General features: G+C 73.6%; 19 protein-coding genes, 1 other RNA gene and 1 pseudogene. 9 read left to right on the forward strand and 12 right to left on the reverse strand.

From position 1 onward, the window contains the following. Positions 1-16 precede the first annotated feature (16 nt). The 3 genes from OHA81_RS12810 to OHA81_RS12820 form a co-directional block, all read right to left on the reverse strand. Positions 17-1,171: a uroporphyrinogen-III synthase gene (locus OHA81_RS12810; RefSeq protein WP_329195625.1), complete on the reverse strand. Its 1,155-nt coding sequence runs from the start codon at positions 1,169-1,171 to the stop codon at positions 17-19. 122 nt (positions 1,172-1,293) lie between these two features. Continuing rightward, positions 1,294-2,667, reverse strand: a complete 1,374-nt coding sequence (locus OHA81_RS12815; protein WP_329195627.1) for a nitrate/nitrite transporter — start codon at positions 2,665-2,667, stop codon at positions 1,294-1,296. A gap of 96 nt (positions 2,668-2,763) precedes the next feature. Continuing rightward, complete coding sequence (locus OHA81_RS12820) at positions 2,764-3,729, reverse strand: LysR family transcriptional regulator (RefSeq protein ID WP_329195629.1); 966 nt, start codon at positions 3,727-3,729, stop codon at positions 2,764-2,766. An 84-nt stretch (positions 3,730-3,813) separates the two neighbouring features. Between OHA81_RS12820 and OHA81_RS12825 the strand changes: the two genes are divergently transcribed. After that, positions 3,814-5,136, forward strand: a complete 1,323-nt coding sequence (locus tag OHA81_RS12825) for an MFS transporter (protein WP_329195631.1) — start codon at positions 3,814-3,816, stop codon at positions 5,134-5,136. A 67-nt stretch (positions 5,137-5,203) separates the two neighbouring features. Here the strand turns inward: OHA81_RS12825 and ssrA are convergent. Further along, positions 5,204-5,592: a transfer-messenger RNA gene (ssrA, locus tag OHA81_RS12830) on the reverse strand. A gap of 229 nt (positions 5,593-5,821) precedes the next feature. Between ssrA and OHA81_RS12835 the strand changes: the two genes are divergently transcribed. Continuing rightward, positions 5,822-6,805, forward strand: a complete 984-nt coding sequence (locus OHA81_RS12835) for an IS481 family transposase (protein WP_329195633.1) — start codon at positions 5,822-5,824, stop codon at positions 6,803-6,805. Here the strand turns inward: OHA81_RS12835 and smpB are convergent. The 4 genes from smpB to ftsE form a co-directional block, all read right to left on the reverse strand. Then, positions 6,802-7,287: an SsrA-binding protein SmpB gene (gene smpB / locus OHA81_RS12840; RefSeq protein WP_329195634.1), complete on the reverse strand. Its 486-nt coding sequence runs from the start codon at positions 7,285-7,287 to the stop codon at positions 6,802-6,804. The genes OHA81_RS12835 and smpB overlap by 4 nt on opposite strands. Positions 7,288-7,305: 18 nt before the next feature. Then, positions 7,306-8,490, reverse strand: a complete 1,185-nt coding sequence (locus OHA81_RS12845) for a S41 family peptidase (RefSeq protein WP_329195636.1) — start codon at positions 8,488-8,490, stop codon at positions 7,306-7,308. A gap of 86 nt (positions 8,491-8,576) precedes the next feature. Continuing rightward, positions 8,577-9,548, reverse strand: a complete 972-nt coding sequence (ftsX, locus tag OHA81_RS12850) for a permease-like cell division protein FtsX (protein WP_329195637.1) — start codon at positions 9,546-9,548, stop codon at positions 8,577-8,579. 9 nt (positions 9,549-9,557) lie between these two features. After that, entirely contained in the window at positions 9,558-10,247 is a 690-nt protein-coding gene (gene ftsE, locus OHA81_RS12855) for a cell division ATP-binding protein FtsE (protein WP_190182673.1), read from the reverse strand. 231 nt (positions 10,248-10,478) lie between these two features. Between ftsE and OHA81_RS12860 the strand changes: the two genes are divergently transcribed. After that, positions 10,479-10,667, forward strand: coding sequence for a hypothetical protein (locus tag OHA81_RS12860; protein WP_329195641.1), 189 nt, complete (start codon positions 10,479-10,481; stop codon positions 10,665-10,667). Positions 10,668-10,797: 130 nt separating this feature from the next. Here the strand turns inward: OHA81_RS12860 and prfB are convergent, their stop codons facing one another. Then, positions 10,798-11,907 (reverse strand): peptide chain release factor 2, encoded by a 1,110-nt coding sequence (gene prfB, locus OHA81_RS12865; RefSeq protein ID WP_329195643.1) that lies wholly within the window; start codon positions 11,905-11,907, stop codon positions 10,798-10,800. Positions 11,908-12,222: 315 nt separating this feature from the next. Here prfB and OHA81_RS12870 point away from each other — a divergent pair, with 315 nt between their 5' ends. Next, positions 12,223-13,272 carry an isopenicillin N synthase family dioxygenase gene (locus tag OHA81_RS12870; RefSeq protein ID WP_329195645.1) on the forward strand — a complete coding sequence of 350 codons (1,050 nt, stop codon included), beginning with the start codon at positions 12,223-12,225 and terminating at the stop codon, positions 13,270-13,272. 16 nt (positions 13,273-13,288) lie between these two features. Here OHA81_RS12870 and OHA81_RS12875 read toward each other — a convergent pair whose 3' ends face one another. Next, the gene (locus tag OHA81_RS12875; RefSeq protein WP_329195647.1) at positions 13,289-14,536 is read right to left on the reverse strand and encodes a serine/threonine-protein kinase; all 1,248 of its coding nucleotides are present in this window, start codon (positions 14,534-14,536) and stop codon (positions 13,289-13,291) included. 167 nt (positions 14,537-14,703) lie between these two features. Continuing rightward, the gene (locus OHA81_RS12880; RefSeq protein WP_329195649.1) at positions 14,704-16,434 is read right to left on the reverse strand and encodes a serine/threonine-protein kinase; all 1,731 of its coding nucleotides are present in this window, start codon (positions 16,432-16,434) and stop codon (positions 14,704-14,706) included. 654 nt (positions 16,435-17,088) lie between these two features. Here OHA81_RS12880 and OHA81_RS34595 point away from each other — a divergent pair. The 5 genes and pseudogenes from OHA81_RS34595 to OHA81_RS12905 all read left to right on the forward strand — a co-directional run. Beyond that, positions 17,089-17,412: pseudogene (locus OHA81_RS34595) on the forward strand (FHA domain-containing protein); the annotation flags it as partial. 943 nt (positions 17,413-18,355) lie between these two features. Beyond that, positions 18,356-20,680, forward strand: coding sequence for an FtsK/SpoIIIE domain-containing protein (locus tag OHA81_RS12890; protein WP_329195651.1), 2,325 nt, complete (start codon positions 18,356-18,358; stop codon positions 20,678-20,680). A gap of 136 nt (positions 20,681-20,816) precedes the next feature. Then, on the forward strand, positions 20,817-22,223 hold the full coding sequence (locus tag OHA81_RS12895; RefSeq protein ID WP_329195653.1) for an ABC transporter substrate-binding protein: 1,407 nt from the start codon (positions 20,817-20,819) through the stop codon (positions 22,221-22,223). 4 nt (positions 22,224-22,227) lie between these two features. Next, positions 22,228-23,541, forward strand: a complete 1,314-nt coding sequence (locus OHA81_RS12900) for a carbohydrate ABC transporter permease (RefSeq protein ID WP_329195655.1) — start codon at positions 22,228-22,230, stop codon at positions 23,539-23,541. After that, complete coding sequence (locus OHA81_RS12905; protein ID WP_329195657.1) at positions 23,538-24,404, forward strand: carbohydrate ABC transporter permease; 867 nt, start codon at positions 23,538-23,540, stop codon at positions 24,402-24,404. Before OHA81_RS12900 ends, OHA81_RS12905 begins: the two co-directional genes overlap by 4 nt. 104 nt (positions 24,405-24,508) lie before the next feature. Here OHA81_RS12905 and OHA81_RS12910 read toward each other — a convergent pair whose 3' ends face one another. Further along, on the reverse strand, positions 24,509-25,159 hold the full coding sequence (locus OHA81_RS12910) for a TetR/AcrR family transcriptional regulator (RefSeq protein WP_329195659.1): 651 nt from the start codon (positions 25,157-25,159) through the stop codon (positions 24,509-24,511). Positions 25,160-25,271 lie beyond the last annotated feature (112 nt).

Genomic DNA, 25,271 nt, shown 5'->3' on the forward strand with positions numbered 1-25,271 from the left:
ACCCGCCCCCCGTGCCTCACACCGCCGGAGGCACCCGGCCCGGGTCCAGCGACAGCCGGTACCCCCGCTTCACCACCGTCTGGATCAGCCTCGGCACCCCCAGCGCCGCCCGCAGCCGCGCCATCGCCGTCTCCACGGCGTGCTCGTCCCGCCCCGCCCCCGGCAGCACCCCCAGCAGCTCCGCCCGCGCCACCACCCATCCCGGCCGCCGCGCCAGCGCGCCCAGCAGCGCCATCCCCGCCGGCGGCACCGGCCGCAGCTCGGCGTCGACGAGCACCCCGTGGCCCCGGATCTCCAGCCGGTGCCCCGCCACCGGCAGCACCCTGGCCCGCCCCGGCAGCTCCTGGCACAGCAGCTGCACCAGCGGCCCGATCCGGAACCGCTCCGGCTGCACCGTCGCCACGCCCTGCGCCTGGAGCGGCAGCGCCGTCACCGGCCCCACGCACGCCGACAGGACGTCCCCGCGCAGCGCCTCTAGGACCGCCTCCCGCATCCCGCGTTCGCCGGCCCGGGACAGCAGCGAGGCCGCAGCCGGGGCCGAGGTGAAGGTGACGGCGTCGACCCCGCCGGTGGCGACGGCATCCAGGAGCCGGTCCAGCGGGCCCGGGTCCTCCGGCGGCATCCACCGGTACACCGGTACGACCACCACCTCCGCCCCGTGCTCCCGCAGCGTCTCGACGAACCCCGGCAGCGGCTCCCCGTGCAGCTGGAGCGCGATGCGCCGGCCGGCGACTCCCCCCGCGAGCAGCCGGTCCAGCACCTCCGCGAGGGACTCCGACCGCGGTGACCAGGCCTCCACCAGCCCTGCGGCCCGTACGGCGCCCTTGACCTTCGGCCCGCGCGCCAGCAGCTCGGTGGTGCGCAGCCGCTCCAGCAGTTCCTCGCCGATCCCCCAGCCGTCGGCGGCCTCGATCCAGCCTCGGAACCCGATCGCGGTGGTGGCGACGACCACGTCCGGCGTGCGCCGGATCAAGTCCTCGGTCGCGGCCATCAGTTCCCCGTCGTCGGCCAGCGGCACGATCCGCAGGGCCGGCGCGTGGAGCACGGTCGCCCCGCGCCGGCGCAGCAGGGCGATCAGCTCGTCGGCGCGGCGGGCAGCGGTGACCCCGACCGTGAACCCGGAGAGAGGGCCGGTGGCCGTTTCCGCAGCCTGGTCCGTAGCGTCGTCCATAGTGGTGTCCTGCCTTGCCCAAGGGGTCGTCACGTGTGCCGCTGTCCCGCTCAACGGAACCGAGCCTGCCAAAGCGCCGTGACGGACTCGGTTCCACCGTATTTCGCCGCCGTTAACCGCTGTTACACCGAGGTGAGCTGCCGCTCCGCCGCCGTCCCGGCCGCCGGCAGTGCCCCCGCGGCGGGCCGCCGAAGGTATACCGCCCACGTCACGGCGCAGCACACGGCGTAGAAACCGAGGAAGGTGACGAACGCGGCGGTGCCCGACCCGGAGGCCGTGAACGCCTCGCGGAACACCAGGTTGATGGCGAGGCCGCCGAGCGCGCCCACCGCACCGATCAGGCCCATGGACGCCCCGGAGAGCCGGCGCCCCCAGGCCGCGGCGTCCTCGCCCGTCATCCCGCCGGCCAGCGCCTTGGCCTGGAAGATCCCGGGGATCATCTTGTACGTCGAGCCGTTGCCGACGCCGCTCAGCGCGAACAGCGCCACGAACCCGACGAGGAACACCGGCAGCGACTCGCGGAGCGAGGCGAGGACGACCACCCCCGTCGCCGCCGCCATCGCCACGAACGTCGCCAGGGTGATCCGCGCCCCGCCCAGCCGGTCGGCGAGCGCCCCGCCCACCGGGCGGGCCAGCGAGCCGAGGAGCGGCCCGATGAAGGTGAGGGAGGCGGCCTGCAGCGGGGTCCGGCCGAACTGCGTCTGCAGGACCAGCCCGAACGCGAAGCTGTAGCCGATGAAGGAGCCGAAGGTGCCGACGTAGAGGAACGCCATGATCCAGGTGTGCGCATCGCGCGCCGCGTCCCGTACGGCGCCCACGTCACTGCGCACGGGCGCCAGGTTGTCCATGCGTACGAAGGCCAGCGCGGCGGCCGCGACGATCAGCGGGACGTACGCGGCGAGCAGCAGCCGCGGGTGCCCGGCCCCGGCGGTGCCGATCACCAGCAGGGCGGCGAGCTGCACCACCGGTACGCCGATGTTCCCGCCGCCCGCGTTCAGCCCGAGGGCCCAGCCCTTCTTGCGGAGCGGGAAGAAGGCGTTGATGTTGGTCATGGACGAGGCGAAGTTCCCGCCGCCCACGCCCGTCAGCGCGGCGACGGCGACGAAGACCCCGTACGGGGTGCCGGGTTCCATCACCACGAGCGCGGCCACGGTCGGCGCGAGGAGCAGGGTCGCGCTGACGACCGTCCAGTTGCGGCCGCCGAAGCGGGCGACGGCGAAGGTGTACGGGATGCGCACGAGGGCGCCGACGGCGGTGGCGGTCGCGATGAGGAAGAACTTGCCCGCGGGGTCGATGCCGTACGCCGGGCCCATGAAGAGCACCATCACGGACCAGAGCGACCAGATGGAGAACCCGATGTGCTCCGAGAACACGGAGTACAACAGGTTCCGCCTGGCGGTCCTCTCCCCGGTCTCCTTCCAGAACGTCTCGTCCTCGGGGTCCCACCGCTCGATCCAGCGGCCCCTTTCGCGCGGTGCGGTCGTACCGGTGCTCATCACACGCCTCCACAGCTGTCGCGTCCGTGGGAAGACCGTAGGAACGGCGCGTTTCCGCTCCGGTCCCCGGCCGATGACCGCCGGGATACCTTGCTCTCACCCGCCGCCGGGGGCGTCTGTGAGCGCCCCCGGACGCCAGGAGCCCGGGGGGACGTCGAGCCAGCCGCGGGCGGCGGCGCCGGCGGCCGCCGCAGCGTGCAGGGCGTCGAGGCCGGGGTGGGTGAAACCCCTGCGCCACACCATCGACAGCGGGGACAGCGGTACGGGGTCGACGAGCGGCCGTTTCGCGCAGCCCGGCATGTCGGGGAAGTCGACGGTGGCCAGGACCGGGTTGCGGGTCTTGGCCATGACCCGGCGGAACTCGTCCTTGCCGACGGCCACGGGTGCGGGCGGCGCCAGCGCGATGCCCCGCCCGGCGAAGAGCTCGCGCGCGAGCCCGGTCCACTCCAGGGTCCGCGGGTTCCCGGCCCCGGCGTACACGGTCTCCCCCGCCAGCGCCGCCAGCGGTATCTCCGTGCGCGCGGCCAGCGGGTGCCCGTCGGGCAGCAGCACGGCGAGCGGCTCGTACCGTACGGGCCGGTGCGCGAGGCGGGTGCGCAGGGCGGGGGCCAGGCCGTCGGCGTACCCGAAGGACACGTCCAGGCGTCCGGCGGCGATCTCGGCGGCGGCGTGCGTGAGCCCGCTCTCGAAGCGGGCCATCAGCTCGACGCCGGGGGCGAGTTCGCGGGCGTGTTCCAGCACGGTGCGGGCGGTGCTCGGACCGTCGGTGTTCAGGTCGACGAGCAGCGCCCGGGGTCCGGCGAAGGCGGCGGCGAGCTCCTCGTGCGCGGCGAGGACCTTGCGGGCCGGCGCCAGCAGCCGCTCCCCGTCGGCGGTCAGTTCCACGGCCCGGGTGGTGCGCACGAACAAGGTGGTGCCCAGAAGCCGTTCGAGCCGCCGTACGTCCCTGCTCAGCGCCTGCTGCGCGACGTACAGGCGGGCCGCGGCGCGGGTGAAGTGACGGTCTTCGGCGACGGCGACGAACCCGCGCAGCAGCCGGGGTTCCACATCACGGGAGATCACCCCGGGAGACTAACAACACAGGGCGGTGAATGGCCCCGGAACAGGTGTTGGACCGCGCCGTCCGTCCGGCCGGAGGCTGTTCCCATGCCGTACGCGACCTCGTCCCGCAGCCCCCTCATGACCGTCTCCGGCTCCACCCTCGTCCACGCCGTGCCCCTCTCCTCGCGCCCCTCGCCCGCCCGGGCGGCCCGCGAGGGCGGCCCGTACCGACGGTTGTTCGCCGTGCCCGGAGCCCGCGCCTTCACCGCCGGGAACCTCCTCGCCCGGCTCCCCATGGGGATGTTCGGGATCAGCGCGGTGATGATGATCGCCGGGCAGCGGGGTTCGTACGCGCTGGCCGGCGCCGTCACCGCGACCGGACTCGCGGCCACCGCGCTGGTCGCGCCCTGGACGGCCCGGCTGATCGACCGCCACGGCCAGGCCCGCATCGCCGTCCCGGCCACGCTGATCGCGGTCCTCGGCTCGCTCGCGCTGGTCCTGAGCGTCCACGGCCACGCGCCGGCCTGGACCCTGTTCGCCTCGTACGCGGCGACCGCCACCACCCCGAACATCGGCGGCATGTCCCGCGCGCGCTGGACGCACCTGCTGCGCGACTGCCCCGACACGCGCCACACGGCGATGTCCTTCGAACAGGCCGCCGACGAGCTGTGCTTCATGCTGGGTCCGGTCGTGGCGGCGTTCCTCTGCTCGGCCGTCTTCCCCGAGGCCGGCACCCTCGCGGCGGCCGCCCTGCTCCTCACCGGCATGCTGCTCTTCACGTCCCGGCGCTCCACCGAGCCCCCGGTGTCCGCGCTCCGCCCGCGCGGCTCGGCGCTGCGCGCGGTGGCGCCGCTGCTGCCGCTGTTCCTCGCCCTCGGCATGATGTTCGGCGCGATGGAGGTCACCTCCGTCGCCCACCTCGGCGCCCTGGGCCTGGGCGCCGCCTCCGGGCCGGTCCTGGCCCTCCAGGCCCTGGGCTCCTGCGCCGCCGGCCTGCTCTACGGGGCGCTGCGCCCGCGCGGCCTGACCACCTGCCTCGTGGCCCTGGCCGCGGCGATGACGCTGCCCTGGGCGGCGGCCGCGACGGGCTCCCTGCCCCTGCTCGCGGTGGCACTGCTGTGCGCCGGCATGGCGACGGCCCCGACGATGGTGACGGCGATGTCCCGCGTCCACGCCGTCACCCCGGCAGGCCGGCTCAACGAGGGCATGACGGTCGCCGTCACCGCGATCCTCGCCGGCATCGCCGTCGGCTCGGCCACCGCCGGCCAGGTGATCGACCACCTCGGTCCGCCGACCGCTTACGCCCTGCCCCCGGCCGCCGCCCTCCTGGCCCTGCTCATCGCCGTCCGCCCGACCCGAACAGTCGTACCGGCTTCCCCTACCGCCGAGGTACGGCAACCTGGTACGAGTCGCAGTCGTCTGGGATGAACCGGGACGTCCCGGCATGACGAAGGCCCCGCAGTCGGTGACTGCGGGGCCTTCGCCCACATGGGATGAGTGGAGATGGCGGGAATCGAACCCGCGTCCAACGGTGCAGAAGCAGGGCTTCTCCGAGCGCAGTCCGCTGCGCTTTTCTCGGCCCCGGAGATCACACGGACAAGTCTCCGACGGGCTCAGTCACTGTTTGGTTTCCCTCAGGCCCCCGTGACCGGGGCTAGAGGTTTAGATCCCTAATTGACGCCAGGATCCGGACCGGGACCACTTCCGGGCTGACGCTCCTCACAGAGGCTTCAGCTCACTGTTATTAGGCAGCGAGGGTGAAGCGGGAGTTATCGCTCTTGGTGTTGGCGATTATTTTTTGCGACATAGGGTTTACGAGATCATTGCCGCTTCCTCGGCTCGCTTCCCCTGCATCGACATCCGCTGTCGAAACCGATCATCCCCATGTTTTTTTGACAAACCGCGCCACCCGGGGGCGGTGCGGTGCTACGCCCATGGTACGCGAAGTGGACCACGGGATGCCAGGCGATTAACCGCGAGCCCGCGCCGCGGCCCCACCGCCGGGCTAGATGTATTGATCACGAGCGTTGTTAACAGAGCCGGGTCTTGATCATGGCGAAGACCTCCGGTGTGGTGGAGGTGTCTAGGCTCCACACCACACACGGAGGTCTTCGTGTCCCACCGTAATGCCCGGCTGACGGTTCACGGCAGGCGGATCCTGGTCGAGCGGGTTCTGGCCGGGCGGCCGGTCGCCCACGTGGCCGCCGAGATGGGCATATCCCGGCCCACCGCCCACAAATGGGTCCGCCGCTGGCGGGCCGAAGGCGAGGGCGGCCTGCACGACCGTTCCAGCAGGCCGCGTACGACCCCGCACCGCACCCCCGCGACGATCGAGGCCCGCGTCTGTGACCTGCGCCGAAGCCGCAAGCTCGGGCCGGCCCGCATCGGCCCGGTCCTGGGCCTGCCCGCCTCCACCGTCCACCGGATCCTGGCCCGCCACGGCCTGAACCGGCTGGCCTGGCTGGACCGGCCCACCGGCCAGCCGATCCGCCGCTACGAACGGGCCCGACCGGGCGAACTGGTCCACGTCGACATCAAGAAGCTCGGGAACATCCCCGAAGGCGGCGGATGGCGCGTGGTGGGCCGGGCGGCAGGCGACCGCAACCGCCAAGCCACCACCGACCAGCGCAAAAGCTCCACGCCGGTCATCGGCTACAGCTACATCCACTCCGCCGTCGACGACCACTCCCGCCTGGCCTACAGCGAGGTCCTCACCGACGAACGCAAGCAGACGGCCGTCGCCTTCTGGCAGCGAGCCCAGGCGTTCTTCACCGCCCACGGGATCACCGTTGAACGCGTCCTGACCGACAACGGCTCCTGCTACAAGTCCAAGCAGTTCACCCAGACCCTGGCCGCGGCCGGCATCACCCACAAGAAGACCAGGCCCTACCGGCCGCAGACCAACGGCAAAGTCGAACGCTTCAACCGCACCCTCCTCGACGAATGGGCCTACCTACGGCCCTACCAATCGAACAACGAGCGGACAGCGGCCCTGGCAGACTTCCTCCACACCTACAACCACCACCGCTGCCACACCGCACTGGACGGCAAGCCGCCCATCAGCCGAGTGAACAACGCTGCGGGTCAATACAGCTAGACCGTGCCGCGCTGCTTGCGGCGGATCGCCGAGATCGCGCGGTTCGTCTCGCGGGTGTCCTGCTTCTCGCGCAGCGTCTGGCGCTTGTCGTACTCCTTCTTGCCCTTCGCCAGAGCGATCTCGACCTTCGCCCGGCCGTCCTTGAAGTACAGCGTCAACGGCACGATCGTGTGGCCCGACTCGTCGGCCTTGCGCTCCAGCTTGTCGATCTCCTCCCGGTGCATCAGCAGCTTGCGCTTGCGCCGGGCGCTGTGGTTGGTCCACGTCCCCTGGCTGTACTCCGGCACGTGCACGTTGTACAGCCAGGCCTCGTTGCCCTCCACCGACACGAAGCCGTCCACGAGGGACGCCCGGCCCTGGCGCAGGGACTTGACCTCGGTGCCGGTGAGCACGAGACCGCACTCGTAGGTGTCGAGGATCGTGTAGTCGTGCCGCGCCTTCTTGTTCTGGGCGATCAGCTTCCGCCCTTTTTCCTTTGCCATAGTGCGGTCATTTTCGCACTACGGACCCACCCCGAGGCCACCCAATACCCCGAGGGCCCGCTCTTCGACGCCGTCGCCGGCCGTCAGGTCGGGCGTGATGCCGCTCCCGTCGATGCTGCGGCCCTCCGGGGTGCGGTACGTGCCCACCGTCAGCTCCGCCACCGAGCCGTCCGGCAGCTGCGTCGGCATCTGCACCGCCCCCTTGCCGAAGGTGCGGGTGCCGACGGTCACCGCGCGGCCGCGGTCCTGGAGGGCGCCGGTGACGAGCTCGGCCGCGCTCATCGTGCCCCCGTCGACCAGCGCCACCAGCGGGCGCGCGGTGTCGCCGCCCGGCTCGGCGTACAGGGCGCGCTCGGAGCCCCGTACGTCGTACGTCGCCACGAGCCCCCCGTCCAGGAAGGCGGAGGCGGCCGACACGGCCTCGGTGACCAGCCCGCCCGGGTTGCCGCGCAGGTCCAGCAGGACGCCCGCGCCGGGCGGGGCCGCGCGGACGGCGTCGCGGACGCGGTTGCCGGAGCCCCGGGTGAAGGAGGCGACCTTGATGACGGTGGTGCCGTCCGCGAGGTGCCGTACGGTCACCGGGTCGGCGCTCAGCCGCTCGCGGCGCACCGTCTCGATGAGGTCGGCGCCGTCCCGGCTCAGGCCCAGCACGACCGGGGTCCCGGCCTCCCCGCGCAGCTTGGCCACCACTTCGGTGACGGTCAGCCCCGTGACGTCCTGGCCGTCCACGCTCAGCAGCCGGTCTCCGGCGCGCAGTCCGGCCCGCGCGGCGGGGCCGTCGGGCTGGACCCGCTCCACTTCGATCCGGCCGTCGCGGCGGCGCCCGGCCCACACCCCGACGCCCGTCCAGTGGCCGTCGAGGTCCTCGGCGAAGGCGGCGTACTCGGCGGGGTCGTAGACGGCCGCCCAGCGGTCGCCGCTGCGGCTGACCTCCTCCTCGGCGGCCCTCTTGCCGGACTTGCCCTCCGCGACGGCTTCGGCGACGGCCCGGGCCACCGCGTCCCGGTCGGCGGTGGCCGCCCCGCGGGGGGCCGCGTCCGCACCGGCCTCCGTACGGGCGGACGGTAACTGCGGGGTGGCGGCGCCCGCGCCCCAGCAGCCCGAGCCGGCGGCCACGGTGACCGACACGAGGAAGAGCAACGTCAAAGCGGCCCCGCGACGCAGGTCGCGGGGCCGGAGACAGTGGACGGGGGGACCCGGCATGGCGCCGAGTCTAGGACAAGGCCCCCGCGCACACGGCGCGTTGGGCGTACGTCACACGGGGCGCTCGTCACACCCCGGCGGCCCCGTCAGACCTTGAGGTACTTGCGCAACGCGACGAAGGCCGCCAGCGAGGGCATCAGCAGACCGACGACCAGCACCAGCGGCAGCTTGGTGAAGACGGAGTCCCAGCCGATGAAGTTGATCAGTTCCAGCTTGTGGCGCAGGTCCACGCCGTGGTCGATCACGAAGTACTGCCCCGCGCCGAGCATCACACAGGCGAGGCCCGCGCCGATCAGGCCGGCGACGGCCGCCTCCATGATGAAGGGCACCTGGATGTAGAAGCCGGAGGCGCCGACGAGACGCATGATCCCGGTCTCCCGCCGACGGCTGAACGCCGAGACGCGCACCGTGTTGACGATCAGCAGCAGCGCCACGATCAGCATGATCATCATGATGCCGAGCGCCGCCCAGTTGAGCGTGCCGAGGAGGCTGAACAGGTTGTCGACCTCGGAGCTCTGGTCGGCCACCGACTGCACGCCGTCCCGGCCCGCGAACGCGGAGGTGATGACCTTGTACTGCTCCGGGTTCTTGAGCTTGACCCGGAAGGAGTCCGGCATCTGGTCGGGGGTGACGACCGAGGCCAGCGCGGTCTGGCCGTACCGCTCCTTGTAGTGCTTGTACGCCTCGTCGGAGGACTCGTACGTGACGCTCTGCACGAGGTCCAGCTTCTTGAGGTCGGCCCCGATCTGCTGCTTCTGCTCGGGGGTCACCGCGCCCTTGGCGCAGGGGCCCTTGGCGACGGCCCCGGCGTCCCCCTTGGCGGCGGCGTCGGTCGCGGCGTCGGCGGCGTCCTTCGCGTCGCTCTTGTTACAGAGGTAGACGGTGACGTTGACCTTGTCGTACCAGTACCCCTTCATCGCGCTGACCTGGTCGCGCATGAGCAGGGAGCCACCGAACAGGGCCAGCGACAGGGCCACGGAAATGATGACCGCGAAGGTCATGGTGAGATTGCGACGGAGACCGACGCCGATCTCCGACATGACGAACTGGGCGCGCATGGCGTCCTTTCAGTGCTGGTAGCCGTAGACGCCGCGCGACTGGTCGCGTACGAGACGGCCCTGTTCGAGTTCGATGACGCGCTTGCGCATCTGGTCCACGATCTGCTGGTCGTGCGTCGCCATGATCACCGTGGTGCCGGTCCGGTTGATCCGGTCCAGCAGCTTCATGATGCCGACGGAGGTCTGCGGGTCGAGGTTGCCGGTCGGCTCGTCCGCGATCAGCAGGGCCGGGCGGTTGACGAAGGCGCGGGCGATGGCCACGCGCTGCTGCTCGCCGCCGGACAGCTCACCGGGCATCCGGCCCTCCTTGCCGCCCAGCCCCACCAGCTCCAGGACCTGGGGGACGGCCTTGCGGATCTCGCCGCGCGGCTTGCCGATGACTTCCTGCGCGAAGGCGACGTTCTCCGCCACCGTCTTGTTGGGCAGCAGCCGGAAGTCCTGGAACACGGTCCCCAGCTGGCGCCGCATGTGCGGGACCTTCCAGTTGGAGAGCTTGGCGAGGTCCTTGCCCAGGACGTGTACCTGGCCGTGGCTGGCCCGCTCCTCGCGCAGCACGAGCCGCAGGAACGTGGACTTGCCGGAGCCGGAGGAGCCGACGAGGAAGACGAACTCGCCCTTCGCGATCTCCAGCGAGACATCTCTGAGTGCGGGGCGGCTCTGCTTCGGGTAGGACTTGGAGACGCTGTCGAATCGGATCACGGGTGCACCACGGTCGCCGGGAGTAGGTGTGCGTGACCATACGCGAACGGGCGCGAGGTGTGGGCCCGGCATCCGGAGTTGCCCGATATGTCCACAGGTCGCGTGGGGGCCGGAGAGTGATTGCCCGGACGGGCCGCGCCGAATGCCGCCGGAGCTGGCACAGTGGTAGGGGAACGGACTCGTTCCGCGCTCCGTTGCACCAAGGGAACCAGGGGACGAGAGGAGGAGCGCATGACATATGACCGGCTCGTGTGCGCGAACTGCGCCGCACCCGTGAGCCAGGGCCGCTGCCCTGTGTGCCGGGCGAACCGGGAGCGCCTCCAGCAGGAGAGCCCCTTCGCAGGCCTGAACCCGATGACGCTCATCGCGCTGCTGGTGGTGCTGGTAGCCGCCCTCGCGGTGGTGGCCAAGGCCGCGTAGGGCGCAGCTCCGCCGCGTCCCGATCATCGCGGGTCCCTCAGGTCACCGAACGTGACCGACCGGGCCCGATCACGCAAGCGGAAGGGCCCGGACACCGTGGGGTGTCCGGGCCCTTCGCACGTCCGGGTGATTACGCGGTCTGCTCCTGCTGCTTGCGCCAGCGGATTCCGGCTTCCAGGAAGCCGTCGATCTCGCCGTCGAGCACCGCCTGCGGGTTGCCGACCTCGAACTCCGTCCGCAGGTCCTTGACCATCTGGTACGGGTGCAGGACGTAGGACCGCATCTGGTTGCCCCAGGAGCTGCCGCCGTCCTTGAGGGCGTCCATCCTGGCCTGCTCCTCCTGGCGGCGCCGCTCCAGCAGCTTGGCCTGGAGCACGTTCATCGCGCTGGCCTTGTTCTGGATCTGCGAGCGCTCGTTCTGGCAGGAGACCACGATGCCGGTCGGCAGGTGCGTGATGCGCACCGCCGAGTCCGTCGTGTTGACGCCCTGGCCGCCGGGGCCGGAGGCGCGGTACACGTCGATGCGCAGCTCGCCCTCGTCGATCTCGACGTGGTCGCTGGACTCGACGACCGGCAGCACCTCGACGCCCGCGAAGGAGGTCTGGCGCCGGCCCTGGTTGTCGAAGGGCGAGATCCGCACGAGGCGGTGGGTGCCCTGTTCGACGGAAAGGGTGCCGTAGGCGTACGGGGCCTTGACCACGAAGGTGGTCGACTTGATGCCGGCCTCTTCCGCGTACGAGGTCTCGTACACCTCGGTGGGGTACCCGTGCCGCTCGGCCCACCGCAGGTACATGCGCTGGAGGCGCTCGGCGAAGTCGGAGGCGTCGACGCCGCCGGCCTCGGCGCGGATGTTGACCAGGGCCTCGCGCTCGGCGTACTCGCCGGAGAGCAGGGTCCGGACCTCCATCTCGTCCAGCGCCTTGCGCACGGAGACCAGCTCGGCCTCCGCCTCCGCGAGGGTGTCCGCGTCGTCCATCTCCTCGGCGAGCTCGAAGAGCACCGAGAGGTCGTCGATGCGCCCGCGCAGGGTCTCGGTCTTGCGGACCTCGGCCTGGAGGTGGGAAAGCTTGCTCGTGATCTTCTGGGCGGCCTCCGGGTCGTCCCACAGGGACGGCGCGGCTGCCTGCTCCTCGAGCACGGCGATATCTGCCCTCAGCTTGTCGAGGTCCAGGACGGCCTCGATCGACCCCATGGTCGAGGAGAGGGACTTCAGCTCTTCGGAAACATCGACGACTGCCACGGGTCCAGCGTAGCCGGTCCTCCGGCGGCACTCTCCGGCCAGGCCGGATCGGCCCGTACAGATCAAGGCGGGTACGGGCGTACGCTCACCGTATGACCGTTCTACTCGTGAAGCGCCGCCATGTGGATCACATGCGTGTCACCACCACGAGCTGTCTGCCGCCGGACCTCGCACGAGCCTGATCAATACCGATCCGACTTCGGTCCTGTACGCGGCTACGCGGCCCCCGGCGCCACCCCTGCCGACGGCCTTCCCCACCCGCTGCCCCGCCATCTCCGGGGAACAGGACCCCGTGACATCCGAAACGGAGCCGTCATGCCGTCCGCGCACCCCTCTCCTTCCGCTTCTCCCGCTTCTCCCGCCGACTCCTCCATACCCTCGCTCGCGGTCATCGACCTCTCCCGGGCGGACGACCCCGCCGAGCGCGCCGACTTCCTCAAGCAGCTGCACGCCGCCGCGCGCGACACCGGGTTCCTCTACCTGACCGGACACGGCATCAGCGAGGCCGAGACCGCCCGCATCCTGGAGCTGACCAGGGCGTTCTTCGAGCTCCCCGAAGCCGACCGGCTGGCGGTCAGCAACCTGAACTCCCCCCACTTCCGCGGCTACACCCGGATCGGGCACGAGCTGACGGGCGGCTCCTCCGACTGGCGGGACCAGCTGGACGTCGGCGCCGAGCGGCCCGCGCCGCGGCTGGGGCCGGACGACCCGGCGTACCTGTGGCTGGAGGGGCCCAACCAGTGGCCCGAGGCGCTGCCGGAGCTGCGCGAGGTGGTGCTGGACTGGCAGGCGCGGCTCGCCTCGGTCGCCCACCGGCTGCTGCGGGAGCTGCTGGCCTCGATCGGCGCCCCCTCGGACTTCTTCGACGCGGCCTTCGCCGACCGGCCCCACCTGCACACGAAGCTGATCCGCTACCCGGGATCGGCCCCCTCGGGCGCGGACCAGGGGGTCGGCGCGCACAAGGACTACGGGTTCCTGACGCTGCTGCTCCAGGACTCGGTGGGCGGGCTCCAGGTGGTGCGGGACGGGGGCTACGTCGACATCCCGCCGCGGCCGGGGGCGTTCGTCGTCAACCTCGGCGAGTTGCTGGAGATCGCGACGGAGGGCTACCTGACGGCCACCGACCACCGGGTGGTGAGCCCGCCGGGGGCGGTGGAGCGGTTCTCGGTGCCGTTCTTCTACAACCCGCGCCTGGACGCGGTCGTGGAGACGGTCCCGGGCGACTACCTGCGCGCGGCGCCGGGCGTGGCCCACGACGCGTCGAATCCGCTGCACGCGGAGTACGGCCGCAACGAGCTCAAGGGCTGGGTCCGCGCGCACCCCGAGGTGGCGCGCCGCTGGCACCCGGAGCTGGTCACGGCGTAGCAGGGGGCGCGGCCCCTCACGGCCGCGGGGGCGCCGAGTGCTTGTTGTCCTGGGGCGGGGGCTCGTCGCCCGAGGTGGCCAGCCAGCCCCCCACGCCGAGCGCCACGGCCAGGGCGACGGCCCCGGCCGTCAGCGCCAGGCGCCGCTTGCGGGCCGCTTCCGCACGGTGGCGCGCCGAGCCCGGACGGTGGCCGCCGGCCGGGCGCGGCACCCGGGCCGTGCCCAGCGCGCCCCCCGCCAGCTCGTCCGGTCCCGGGACCCGCATCGAGGTGTGCGTGTCCCGGTTGGAGTCGGTGGCCGAGCCGGGCACCAGCGGCACCACGCCCCGGCGCCGCGTCAGGTCGGCCGGGGCGGCCTCCTCGGCCTCCGCCGGCTCCGGCTCGGCGTCGTCCGGCTCGTCCACGTCCAGCGGCGGCATCCCGGCCAGCAGCGGCAGCAGGTCCCGCAGCCGGGCCGACAGCTCGGAGGCGCGCAGTCGCGAGGCCGGAGCCTTGGCGAGGCACTGCACCATCAGCTGCCACAGCTCGTCGGGGATCCCGGGCAGCGGGACCACGCTCTCGGTGACGTGCCGCCGCAGCACCGCGCCGGGGTGCCCGCCCCCGAAGGGGGTGAACCCGGCCAGCAGCTCGTACAGCACCGTGGCGAGGGCGTATATGTCGACGGCCGCCCGCGGGGGCAGTCCTTCGACGATCTCCGGAGCCAGGTAGTCCGGCGTGCCGATGATCCGGGTGCTGGGGGCCGGTGCGCGGCCCGTCCCGGCCCGCCTCGGCGAGTCGATCAGCTTGGCGACGCCGAAGTCGGTCAGCAGGGCGGGGTGGGCGCCGCCCGGGCCGAGCGGGCCCTGCATGTCGAGCAGGACGTTCTCCGGCTTGACGTCGCGGTGCACCACGCCCGCCGCGTGGGCGGCCGCCAGGGCGTCGGCGACGTCCGCGACGATGGCCACGGCCGCCTCGGGGGCCAGCCGCCGCTCCCGGTCCAGGCGGGTGCGCAGGTCCGTACCGCGGACGAGGTCCATGACGAGGGCGAGGTCGTCGCCGTCGACGACGAGGTCGCGGACGGAGACGACGTGCGGGTGGTCCAGGCCGAGCAGCGCGCTGCGCTCCTGGACGAAGCGTCCGACCAGCTCCTGGTCGGAGGCGAGGTCCTCGCGCAGCAGTTTGACGGCGACGGGCCCGTCCGGCCCCTCGCCCAGCCACACCGTGCCCGCGCTGCCGCGCCCCAGGATCTGGTGCGCGGTGTACCGGCTGCCGATCTTCCGTGCCACGACTGCTCCCTCAGCGGCTGGCGTACGCACCAAAGCTACGCGGCCGGGTGCGGGTTTTAGGCCAGTAGGGGGTCCGATTCGCGGCGACCTTCACTTCTGCGGGCGAAATCACGCCCCAGAAGTCGACAAATCCACGAAGTCGGCGCCAGTGCGGTCGTGACGGGCGATCAGGATTTGGCGCCGCGGGTGGAGTCGCCGATGCCGGAGATCCAGTCGGCCGCGTCCGAGCCCCAGGACCACAGCTGGTCCCACCAGCTCTTGCCGGTGCCGACCCACTCCTGGAGCGGGGTCAGCTCCCACACCAGCCAGCCCGCGACGAAGAGCAGCAGGATCATCACCAGGCAGCCCTTGAGGCAGCCCAGCCCGGGGATCCGGACCGGGTTGGCACTGCGACGGCGCGGCTCGCGCGGCTCCCGGGGGGCCGGCGGCTGCGGCGGCGGGGCCTGCGGCCGCACCGGCTGCTGCCGGTACTGGGGCTGCTGCTGGGGAGGCTGCTGCTGGGGCTGGGGCTGGCGGTACTGGGGTTGCTGCTGCTGCGGCTGGTACTGCGGAGGCTGCGGCGCGTACTGCTGCTGCTGGTAGGGCTGCTGCTGGTACGGCTGGGGCTGGGGCTGCTGGCGGTACTGGGGCTGCTGCGGGCGCTGCTGCGGCGGCGGGGGCCCCTGCCGCTGCGGGCGGCGGCGCAGGGGGTCGTCGTCGGGGCTGAGGTACTGCACCTGCGTCTGCTCGTTGCGGTCCCGGGCGGCCTGCATCTGCGACTGCCACGGGTGCGGCTGGTCCGGCCGCTCGACCGGCGGCATGACGGACGTCGCGTCGGCGGCCGGCGCCCCGGTGCTCGGCAGCACGGTCGTCGCGTCGCCCCCGCCGACCGGCGGCATCACGCTGGTCATGGCGTTGGGGTCGTAGGCGCCCATCGGGGACGGCGCGCCCGCGGGCAGCACCTGGGTCGGGTCCGCGGAACCCGGCGTCGCCGGTACGGGCGCGGGCGAGGGGTCGGGCGCGAGCAGCGCGCCGACGCCGAGCGCGGCCTCCACCTCGGCGGGCGAGGAGTGCACGCCGATGCCGGAGGCGACCACGCGCAGGCCGCGCGCCAGGCTCTCGGCACTAGGGCGCTCGTCCGGCTCCTTGCGCAGGCAGCGCTCGATGACGATCCAGAGCGCCTCGGGCACGTGCGGCGGGCGCTGCGGGTCCTCGCTGAGGTGGCGGTGGAGCACTTCGAGGGCGGTTCCGCCGGCGAACGGCGGCCGTCCGGTGACCAGTTCGTAGAGCAGGATCCCGGCGCCGTAGACGTCGACGGCGGAGGTCTGCGGGCGGCCCTCGGCGGACTCGGGCGCGACGTAGGCGGGGGTGCCGACGAACTCGTGCGTGCGGGTCAGGCCCGGGGAGTCGGCGAGGCGCGCGATGCCGAAGTCCGTGAGCATCGGCTTCATCTGGCCGTGGCGCTCGTCGAGGAGGACGTTCGCGGGCTTCAGGTCCCGGTGCACGACTCCGTCGGCGTGGCTGGCGGCGAGCGCGTCCGCGATCTGTGCGGTCAGCAGGCTCGCGGCGACGGGGCTGAACGGACCGTTCTCGCGGATGTACTTGTGCAGGTCGGGACCGTCGATCAGGTCCATGACCAGGGCCAGCAGATCGCCTTCGACGACGAGGTCGCGCGTGCGGACGATGTTGGGGTGCGTCAGGCGCAGCAGGACCGAGCGTTCGCGCAGGAAGCGCATGACGATGTCCGGGTCCTGGGCCAGCTCCTCTTTGAGGACCTTGATGGCCACGGTCTCGCCGGGCTGCCCGGCGACGGCCGCCTCCGCGCCGGCGGCCTCCCTCTGGCGGGCACGCCAGACGGTACCGGTGGCGCCGCGCCCGAGGGGCTCCTCAAGCAGGTACTTGCTGCCCACTGGCCGCACGTCTCGCGCTCCCCTGCTGTCGTGTATCTGTCGTCTGGTTTCGGATGATTCCGACGCTGTCTTTTCCGGCCCACTCTAGGGGGTGTACGGGGGGAAGACGCCGGACGGCGGGGGTTGGTTGCCGTACATATGTGCGAAGGGTGAGTTTTGCGGGGTATGCCGGAGGCGATTTTCGGCAGGCCGCTGACCGTATGTGTGCGATGAGCGCACGGAGCGATGATCAATCAAGATCATTTATGGGTGGGGTCCGGGCGTGTTGTGGGTGACAGGTGCGAGGATGCACCCGTACGGAACGGCCGGGGCGGGAGCCCGGCCTTTCCGGCAGACCTGACCGGACGACGCGTCCGTGCCGGGCGGGGGGTGATCGGGCGGGCTCGCCCGGCCGTTCCCCTTCCCGGGCGCGCGCACCGTGCACTGCGCTCCGCGCAGAAGGGACCGCTGACGGCGATGCAGATCCGGCTGACCGTCCTCGGGTCGCGCAGCGGCCACCAGACCGCGACCGCGCCCGCCGGCTGTGACGTGCTCGTCACCGCGCCCGCCGGTACCGCCCTGGCCGCGGTGGCCTCGGCGCTCGCGGCGACCGTGGGCGGCCCCGACACGGGGGGCACGGTCGTGCTGTACGCGGGGGCCGAGCGGCTCGACCTCCAGCGCCGGATGCTGGGCGAACCGCCGCTGGTGGACGGGGCCGTACTGGCCCTGCACACGCCGGTCGCGGACGCCGTGCCGGCCCTGCCCGAGGACGGGCTGGACGCCCCGCAGCTGCGGGTGGTGGCCGGGCCGGACGCGGGCGGGGTGCACCTGCTGCACCCGGGAGCCGTCCGGATCGGGCGGTCGTCGGGCGCGGACGTACCACTGGACGACCCGGACGTGTCGCGGCTGCACTGCGCGGTGACGGTGCTGGCGGACGGGCGCGTGACGGTGGCCGACCTCGGCTCGACGAACGGCACGACGGTGGACGGTGTCCCGGTGGGTACGCGGGCGGTCCCGCTGCCGCCGGGGGCGCTGCTGCGCATCGGCGAATCGACGCTGCGGCTGGCCGCGGGGGGCACGGAGTCCCTCCTGGCGCTGACGCCGGACATGGAGGGGCGCCTGTCCCTGCCGGAGGTCTCCGACGCCGGGCGGGGCGCAGGTGCCTCCGGCGGTACGGGGGCGGCCGGCCCGGCGGGTCACGCCGCACCTGATGCCGGGTCCTACGGCGGCACGGGAACGGCCCGCCCGGCCGGAGGCTACGACGCTCCGGGCGCGGGAGGCGGCGGCGGGGCCGGTCGCCACGAGGGCTCCGGCGCCGGTGGGTACGGCCACGGCGCGGGGACGTCCGGCAGCGCGGGTCGGGGTGGCCCGCAGGGGCTGGTCCCCCACCCCGCCGCTTCCCGGAACGGGGGCCCTGGCCCCGACCCCGCAGCAGGATCCCGCCCCGGCGTCCCGGCCGGGCACCCCCGGGACGGCGCCACGGGCAGCGGCTCAGACGGGTTCGGGGCCCCGGCGCCCCGCGCGCCGCAGCCCCCGCAGGCCCGCGCCGGCGGACCCGGCCCCACATGGGCCGACCCCACCCCGGACGGCGGTGCGCCGCAGCCCGCGCCCGCCCAGGACGGCTCTGCGGGTCCTGCGTGGCCGACCGCCGAGCAGCACGCGGGAACCGCCCGCCCCGGTGCCCCCGCGTGGGCCGCCCCAGCCCCCCGAGGACCCATGGCTCCGCCGCGCGCGTCGCACCCCGGGCACCCCCGGGACGGGGCCACGGGCAGCGGCTCGGACGGGTTCGGGGCCCCGGCGCCCCGCGCGCCGCAGCCCCCGCAGGGCCGCGCCGGCGGACCCGGCCCCACGTGGGCCGACCCCGCCCCGGACGGCGGTACCGCCGACGGCGGCCCCGGCACTCCGGCGCCCCGCGCACCGCACGTCCCGCAGGGGGCGGCCGGCGCACCGCATGCCCAGGACGGCATGGTCGGCCCCGGCCGAGCCCGTCGGCGCTGCGGGCCGGCAGGCGCCGCACGGACCGGTGTACGCCCGGCACCCCGAAGCCCCGGGCACGGCCCGGCCCCCGCAGGGCCGGGAGGGCGGTGCCCCCGCCCCCGACCCGGCGGCCGGTGGCCGGCCCGGGGGCGGGACCCCCGAGGAGGGGGCGCCCGCTGCGGTGTGGCCCGCCGCCGGCGGCGGCCGACGGCGGGGGATCGGGGCCTGGGCGCGGAAGTGGGTGCGCGGGGAGGACATCGCCGAGGTGGCCGTCGAGGCCGGGGCACCGGCCGCCGCGGCGCCCGCCGCCGACGACCCCGCCGCGCTGCTGCTCGCCGCCCTCGGGCCCACCGGCCGGCTCTGGTCCCGCCCGCCCGGCGCCCTCGACGTAGGGCTCGGCGCCGGCAGCCGCGTCGACCTGCGCGAGGCCGGGGCGCTCGGCATCGCCGGCCCCCGCCCCCGCCTCACCGGCGTGGCCCGCTCCGTGATCGCCCAGCTCGCCGCCCTCCACTCCCCGGCGCAGCTGGAGATCGTGCTGCTCGCCATGGACCGGACCACGGACTGGAGCTGGCTCGGCTGGCTCCCGCACGTCCGCCCCGCCCACGGCCAGCACTGCCGCCTCCTGCTGGCCCACGACCGCGAGCAGGCCGCCGCCCGCACCGGCGAGCTGACCCGGCGCCTCGACGACAGCCCGCTCGGCGCCGGCTGGGCCACCGCCGGGCCCGATGCCGTCCGCCGGGCCGCTTCCGCGTACGAGGGCCCGTACACCCTCGTCGTCCTGGACGGCGACCCCGGCACCGGAGCCCTCCGGGAGGTCACCGCCCGGCTCGCCTCCCACGGGCCCGCCGCCGGCGTCCATCTCCTCGCGCTCGCCGAGGCCCCGGCCGCCACGCCCACGAGCCCGCTCGCCGAGACGTACGAGGCCGCCTGCGCGAGCACCCCCGCCTTCCGGGCCTGCGGGGCGGTCGCCGTCCTCAGCGGCGAGGTCGCCACCGCCGTGCGGACCTTCCCGGTCAGCGGCGGCAAGCCCGTCCGCCCGGGCGAGACCGCCGTCGCCGACGCCGTCTCCGCCGCCTGGGCGGAGCGGTTCGCCCGCGCCCTGGCCCCCCTGCGCGCCGAGGCGGTCGCCGCGGGCGGCTACCGTCCGGCCGCCGCCAGCCTGCCCCAGACCTCCCGCCTGCTCGACGAGCTCGGGCTGGCCCGGGCCACCCCCGCCTCCCTGATGGCCCGCTGGGCGGCCGCCACCGGGCAGGGACAGACCGACGGCGGTCTCGCCGAGGTCGTGCTCGGCGCCGGCCGGCGCGGCCCCGTCGGCGTGGAGCTGGTCCACGACGGCCCGCACCTGCTCATCGAGGGGCCGCCGGGCAGCGGCCGTACCGAACTGCTGCGTTCCGTCGCGGCCTCCCTGTGCGCCGCGGCCCGACCCGACCGGCTCGGCCTCCTGCTGATCGACGGGGCCGGCGGCGAGCGCGGCGAGGGGCTGCTGCCCTGCACCGAGCTCCCGCACGTCTCGGCGCACCTCGTGGCCTCCGACCCGCTGCGGATGCGGGAGTTCGCCCAGGCCCTGGGCGCCGAGCTCAAGCGCCGCCACGAGCTGCTGGACGGCGTGACGTTCGCCGACTGGCACGCCCGTCGCGAGGTCCGCGACCTGATGGTCTCGCCCCGGCGGCCCGCGCCGCAGGAAGGCCGGAGTGCCTCCTCGGGCACGATCGGCGGCGAGGACTCCCAGCGCACCGGGACCCTGCGGCTGCGCGCCTCCGCCCCCCGTACCGAAGTGGCCGCCGGGCCCGGGCCCCTGCCGCGCCTGGTGGTCCTCGTGGACGACTTCGACGCGCTGGTCGCGCCCGGACTCGGCAGTACGGGCCGTCCCGCGGCCGGTTCGGTGGTCCGGATCCTGGAGGGGCTGGCCCGCGAGGGCGCCCGGCTCGGGGTGCACCTGGTGGCCACGACCGCCCGCCCCGACCGCACCGCCGGCACGGACCCGGCCCGGCTCGCCACCCTGCGGGTCGAACTCGACGCCCCCGACCAGCCGGGCCCCGGCCGGGGCCTGCTCCACTACGGCGACGGCCGCACGGTCCCCTTCCAGGGCGGCCGCGTCACCGGCCGGATCCCCCGGACCGCCACGTCCAGGCCGACCGTCGTCCCGGTGGAGTGGGAACGGATGGGTGATCCACCGGCCCGCCGCCCCGTCCGTGAGCTGGGCAACGGCCCGACGGACCTGGCGCTGCTGGCCAGTGCCCTGGACCGGGCGTCGCACCTGGTCTCCGCGATACCCGTGCTGTTCCCGGCGGCCCCCTGAGCCCGCCCCGCACCGGGCGTCACACCCCCACCCGGCCCCCTCAACCCCGTGACGCGGTATTGCGGGGGCGCTCCGCTCCGCGTAGACCTTGTGGCACGCAACACACCACGAGCACACCGGCATCGGGGGCAGAGCCATGCGCAGGCAGCACGGAACCGGCCACACGGGAGCCAACGGGGAGCGCCAGGGATTACGCCGTACGAGGGCGTACGCCTGGACGGCCCTCCTCGCGACGGGCGCGCTCGCGCTCACCGCGTGCGGCAGCGGCGGCGGTGACGAGGAGGACCCCCCGGCGGCCGGGGCCTCCGCGAGTCCGCGGGTGTCGCTACCGCAGCTGAACGGCGAGAAGCTGGAGGTCGCGGCGGTCTGGACGGGCCCGGAGCAGGCCAACTTCACGAAGGTCCTCAGGGAGTTCGAGAAGCGCACCGGCGCCACCGTCACCTTCGTCCCGGCCCAGGACCCGATCGTCACCTTCCTCGGTACGAAGATCGCGGGCGGCCAGCCGCCGGACGTGGCGCTGCTCCCTCAGGTCGGGGCGCTGGTCTCGGCGGTGCAGAACAAGTGGGCGCAGCCGGTGGGCCCGGAGGCCAGGGCGGAGCTGGAGAAGAACTACTCGCAGGGCTGGAAGAGGCTGGGCGCGGTCGACGGCACCCAGTACGGCGTGTACTACAAGGCGGCCAACAAGTCGCTGGTCTGGTACAACGCGAAGGCGTTCGAGGCGGCGGGCGTGCAGCCGCCGAAGACGTGGAAGGACCTGATCGCGGCGGCGGACACCCTCTCCGCGTCCGGCACCCCGGCGGTGTCGGTGGCCGGTGCGGACGGCTGGACCCTGACGGACTGGTTCGAGAACGTCTACCTGTCGCAGGCCGGCCCGGAGAAGTACGACAAGCTGGCGAAGCACGAGATCAAGTGGACGGACGACAGCGTCAAGCAGGCGCTGACGACGCTCGCGGAGCTGTTCGGCCGCAAGGACTACCTCGCGGGCGGCCAGAGCGGGGCGCTGGCGACGGAGTTCCCGAAGTCGGTGACGCAGACCTTCACCGGTGGTGACCGGCCGGCCGCCGCGATGGTCTTCGAGGGTGACTTCGTGGGGGTGAACATCGCCCAGACGGAGGCGAAGGTCGGCAAGGACGCGCTCGTCTTCCCGTTCCCGGCGGTCGGCAGCGGCAAGGCGCCCGTGGTCTCGGGCGGTGACGTGGCCGTCGCGCTCAAGGCCTCCAAGGGCGCGCAGGCGCTGCTGACCTTCCTGGCTTCGGCGGACGCGGCGGAGATCCAGGCCCGCGAGGGCGGTTTCATCTCGCCGAACAAGTCGGTGGACCCGGCGGCGTACCCGAACGACATCCAGCGGGGCATCGCCAAGGCGCTGATCGCGGCGGGCGACGACTTCCGCTTCGACATGTCGGACCAGGCCCCCGCGGCCTTCGGCGGAACGCCGGGCGCCGGTGAGTGGAAGGACCTCCAGGACTTCCTGGCGAACCCGTCGGACGTGGCGGGCACGCAGGCGAAGCTGGAGGCGGACGCGGCCAAGGCGTTCGGGAACTGACCCGGTGGCCGCCCCCGACGTCTCACGGGCGGGGGAGGCCAGGCGCCGCCGTCTCATAGCGGCGGCGTTCCTCCTCCCCGCGCTGGTCCTGCTGGGCGCGCTCGTCGTGCACCCCATCGGCTACTCGCTCTACCGCAGCCTCTTCGACCGCTCGGGCGACACCTTCGTGGGCGGCGCCAACTACGCGGAGATACTGCGCGACGGCACGATCCGCACGGCGCTGCGGAACACGGCGCTGTGGGTGGTGCTGGCCCCGGCCACCGCCACCGCCCTCGGGCTGATCTTCGCGGTGCTCACCGAACGGGTGCGCTGGGGGACGGCGTTCAAGCTGCTGGTGTTCATGCCGATGGCGATCTCGATGCTGGCGGCGGGCATCATCTTCCGGCTCGTCTACGACCAGGACCCCGACCGCGGTGTCGCGAACGCCGTGTGGGTCGGGGTCCACGACACGTTCGCGCAGTCCTCGGCCTTCCCGAAGGCCCGCCCGGGCCGTGACTCCCCGCTGGTGGCGGCCCCGGGCGGCGCGTTCGAGACCCGTGACCCGGTACGGGCGGGCACGGCCGTGGCCGTCCCGCTGGTCGGGGTGGCCCCGGACGCCCTGCCGAAGGGCACCCGTACGGCCCGGCCCCCGGTCGGTGAGCCCGGCAAGGTCACCGGGACGGTCTGGCAGGACTTCACCCGGGGCGGCGGGGGCCGCACGAACACGGTCGACCCCACCGAGCAGGCCCTGGCGGGCATGCGGATCGAGGCGGTCAAGGACGGCCGGGTGGTCGACAGCGCGACCGCCGGCCCGGACGGCACCTTCACCCTGTCCGCGAAGGCCGACGGCGCGCGGCTGCGGCTGCCCGCGTCGAACTTCCGCGAACCGTACTCGGGCGTGCAATGGCTCGGTCCGACGCTGGTGACCCCGGCGGTGATCGGGGCGTACGTGTGGATGTGGGCCGGGTTCGCGATGGTGCTGATCGGGGCCGGGCTGGCGTCCGTACCGCGCGAGCTGCTGGAGGCGGCGCGGGTGGACGGGGCGAACGAGTGGCAGGTGTTCCGCCGGATCACCGTGCCGCTGCTGGCGCCCGTCCTCGCGGTCGTGCTGGTCACCCTCGTCATCAACGTGATGAAGATCTTCGACCTGGTGTTCGTGATCGCGCCGGGCGCGGTGCAGGACGACGCGAACGTGCTCGCGCTCCAGCTGTACCGCACGTCCTTCGGCACGGACGCCGACCAGGGGCTGGGCAGCGCCATCGCCGTGCTGCTGCTGGTGCTGGTGGTGCCGGTCATGCTCTACAACATCCGCCGGATGCGCCGGGAGGCCCGCCGATGAGCGCCGCACCACGGTCCTGGTCACCGCAGGCCCTGGCCGGCCGGCTGGCCGGCGGAGCACTGAGGGTGTTCCTCGTCCTCGCGGGCCTGTTCTGGCTTCTGCCCACGCTGGGCCTGCTCATCTCCTCGTTCCTTTCGCCCACCGACTTGAACAAGGGCGGCTGGTGGCAGGTGCTGAGCGCGCCGTCGCGGCTGACGGCCGACAACTACGCCGACCTGCTGTCCAACGAGACGATCACCGGTTCGCTGCTGAGCACGGTCGCGATCACCGTGCCGGCGACCCTGCTCGTCGTCACGCTCGGCGCGTTCGCCGGGTACGCGTTCGCCTGGCTGGAGTTCCCCGGCCGGGACTGGCTGTTCCTGATCGTCGTCGCGCTGCTGGTGGTTCCCGTACAGGTGGCACTGATCCCGGTGTCGGAACTGTTCGGCGCGATCGGGCTGTTCGAGACCACGGCCGGGGTGGTGCTGTTCCACACCGCCTTCGGGCTGCCGTTCGCGGTGTTCCTGCTGCGCAACTTCTTCGCGGAGATCCCGCGCGAGCTGCTGGAGGCGGCACGGCTGGACGGTGCGGGCGAACTGCGGCTGTTCACCCGGGTGGTGCTGCCGCTGGGCGGTCCTGCGATCGCCTCGCTCGGCATCTTCCAGTTCCTGTGGGTGTGGAACGACATGCTGGTGGCGCTGGTGTTCGCGGACTCCGCGCATCCGCCGGTCACCGTGGCGCTCCAGCAGCAGGTACGGCAGTTCGGCAACAACATCGACGTGCTCGCGCCGGGCGCGTTCTTGTCGATGGTGGTGCCGCTGGTCGTCTTCTTCGCCTTCCAGCGGCAGTTCGTGACGGGGGTGATGGCCGGGGCGGTCAAGTGACCGGCCGCCGCACGCGGGGACGCCGGGCCATGTGCCCGGCGGCCGCCCGCCGGCCGCAGCGCCTCAGCGCCGTCACGCCGTAGCGCCGCAGCGCCGTCGCACCCCTACTCGGCGGCGGCCTTGAGGCCCGCGACCACCGATCGCGCCAGCTGGTCCAGATAGGCCGCCGGCACCTTGTCCCGCACCACGACCTGCCGCCAGTACAGCGGGCCGATCGCCAGGTCCAGCGCCCGGCCCGGATCCGTGCCCGCCGCCAGCTCGCCGCGCGCGACGGCCTCGGAGACGATCCCCTGCGCCATGCTCCGCTCGCCCTCCAGCAGGGCGCCGCGCACCGCGTCGGCGATCTCGGGGTGGCGCGCGGCCTCCACCAGGAGGTCGGGGATCACCGCCGACGCCACGGGGTGGCGCAGCACGTGGGACGTGACCTCCAGCAGGGCCCGTACGTCCCCGTACAGCGAGCCGGTCGCCGGTACCGGGAGCCCGTCGGCCGCGAAGGCGCCGACCAGGTCCAGCACGAGGTGGAGCTTGGACTTCCAGCGCCGGTAGACGGCCGTCTTGCCGACGCCCGCCCGCCGCGCGATGCCCTCGATCGACATCCGGGCGAAACCGACCGTGGCGAGCTCCTCCAGGACCGCCGTCCGGATCGCCCGGGTCACGTCCTCGCGCAGGAGGGCGGCCCCGGCGGGTGCGCGGCGGGCGGGGGCGGCGGGCTCGGTGGCGGGGGCGGCGGGCTCGGTGGTCATGGGACAGAGCATAACGGCGCACGCCGCCACCGGTCCGTCACGACGATACGGTTGCGTCTCAACGCGGAGGCGCCTACTCTCGGCGTCACGACGATACGTAACCGTCCCGTCGGTAGTCCGAAGT

The organism is Streptomyces sp. NBC_00667 (genome assembly GCF_036226825.1).
Lineage (GTDB): Bacteria > Actinomycetota > Actinomycetes > Streptomycetales > Streptomycetaceae > Streptomyces.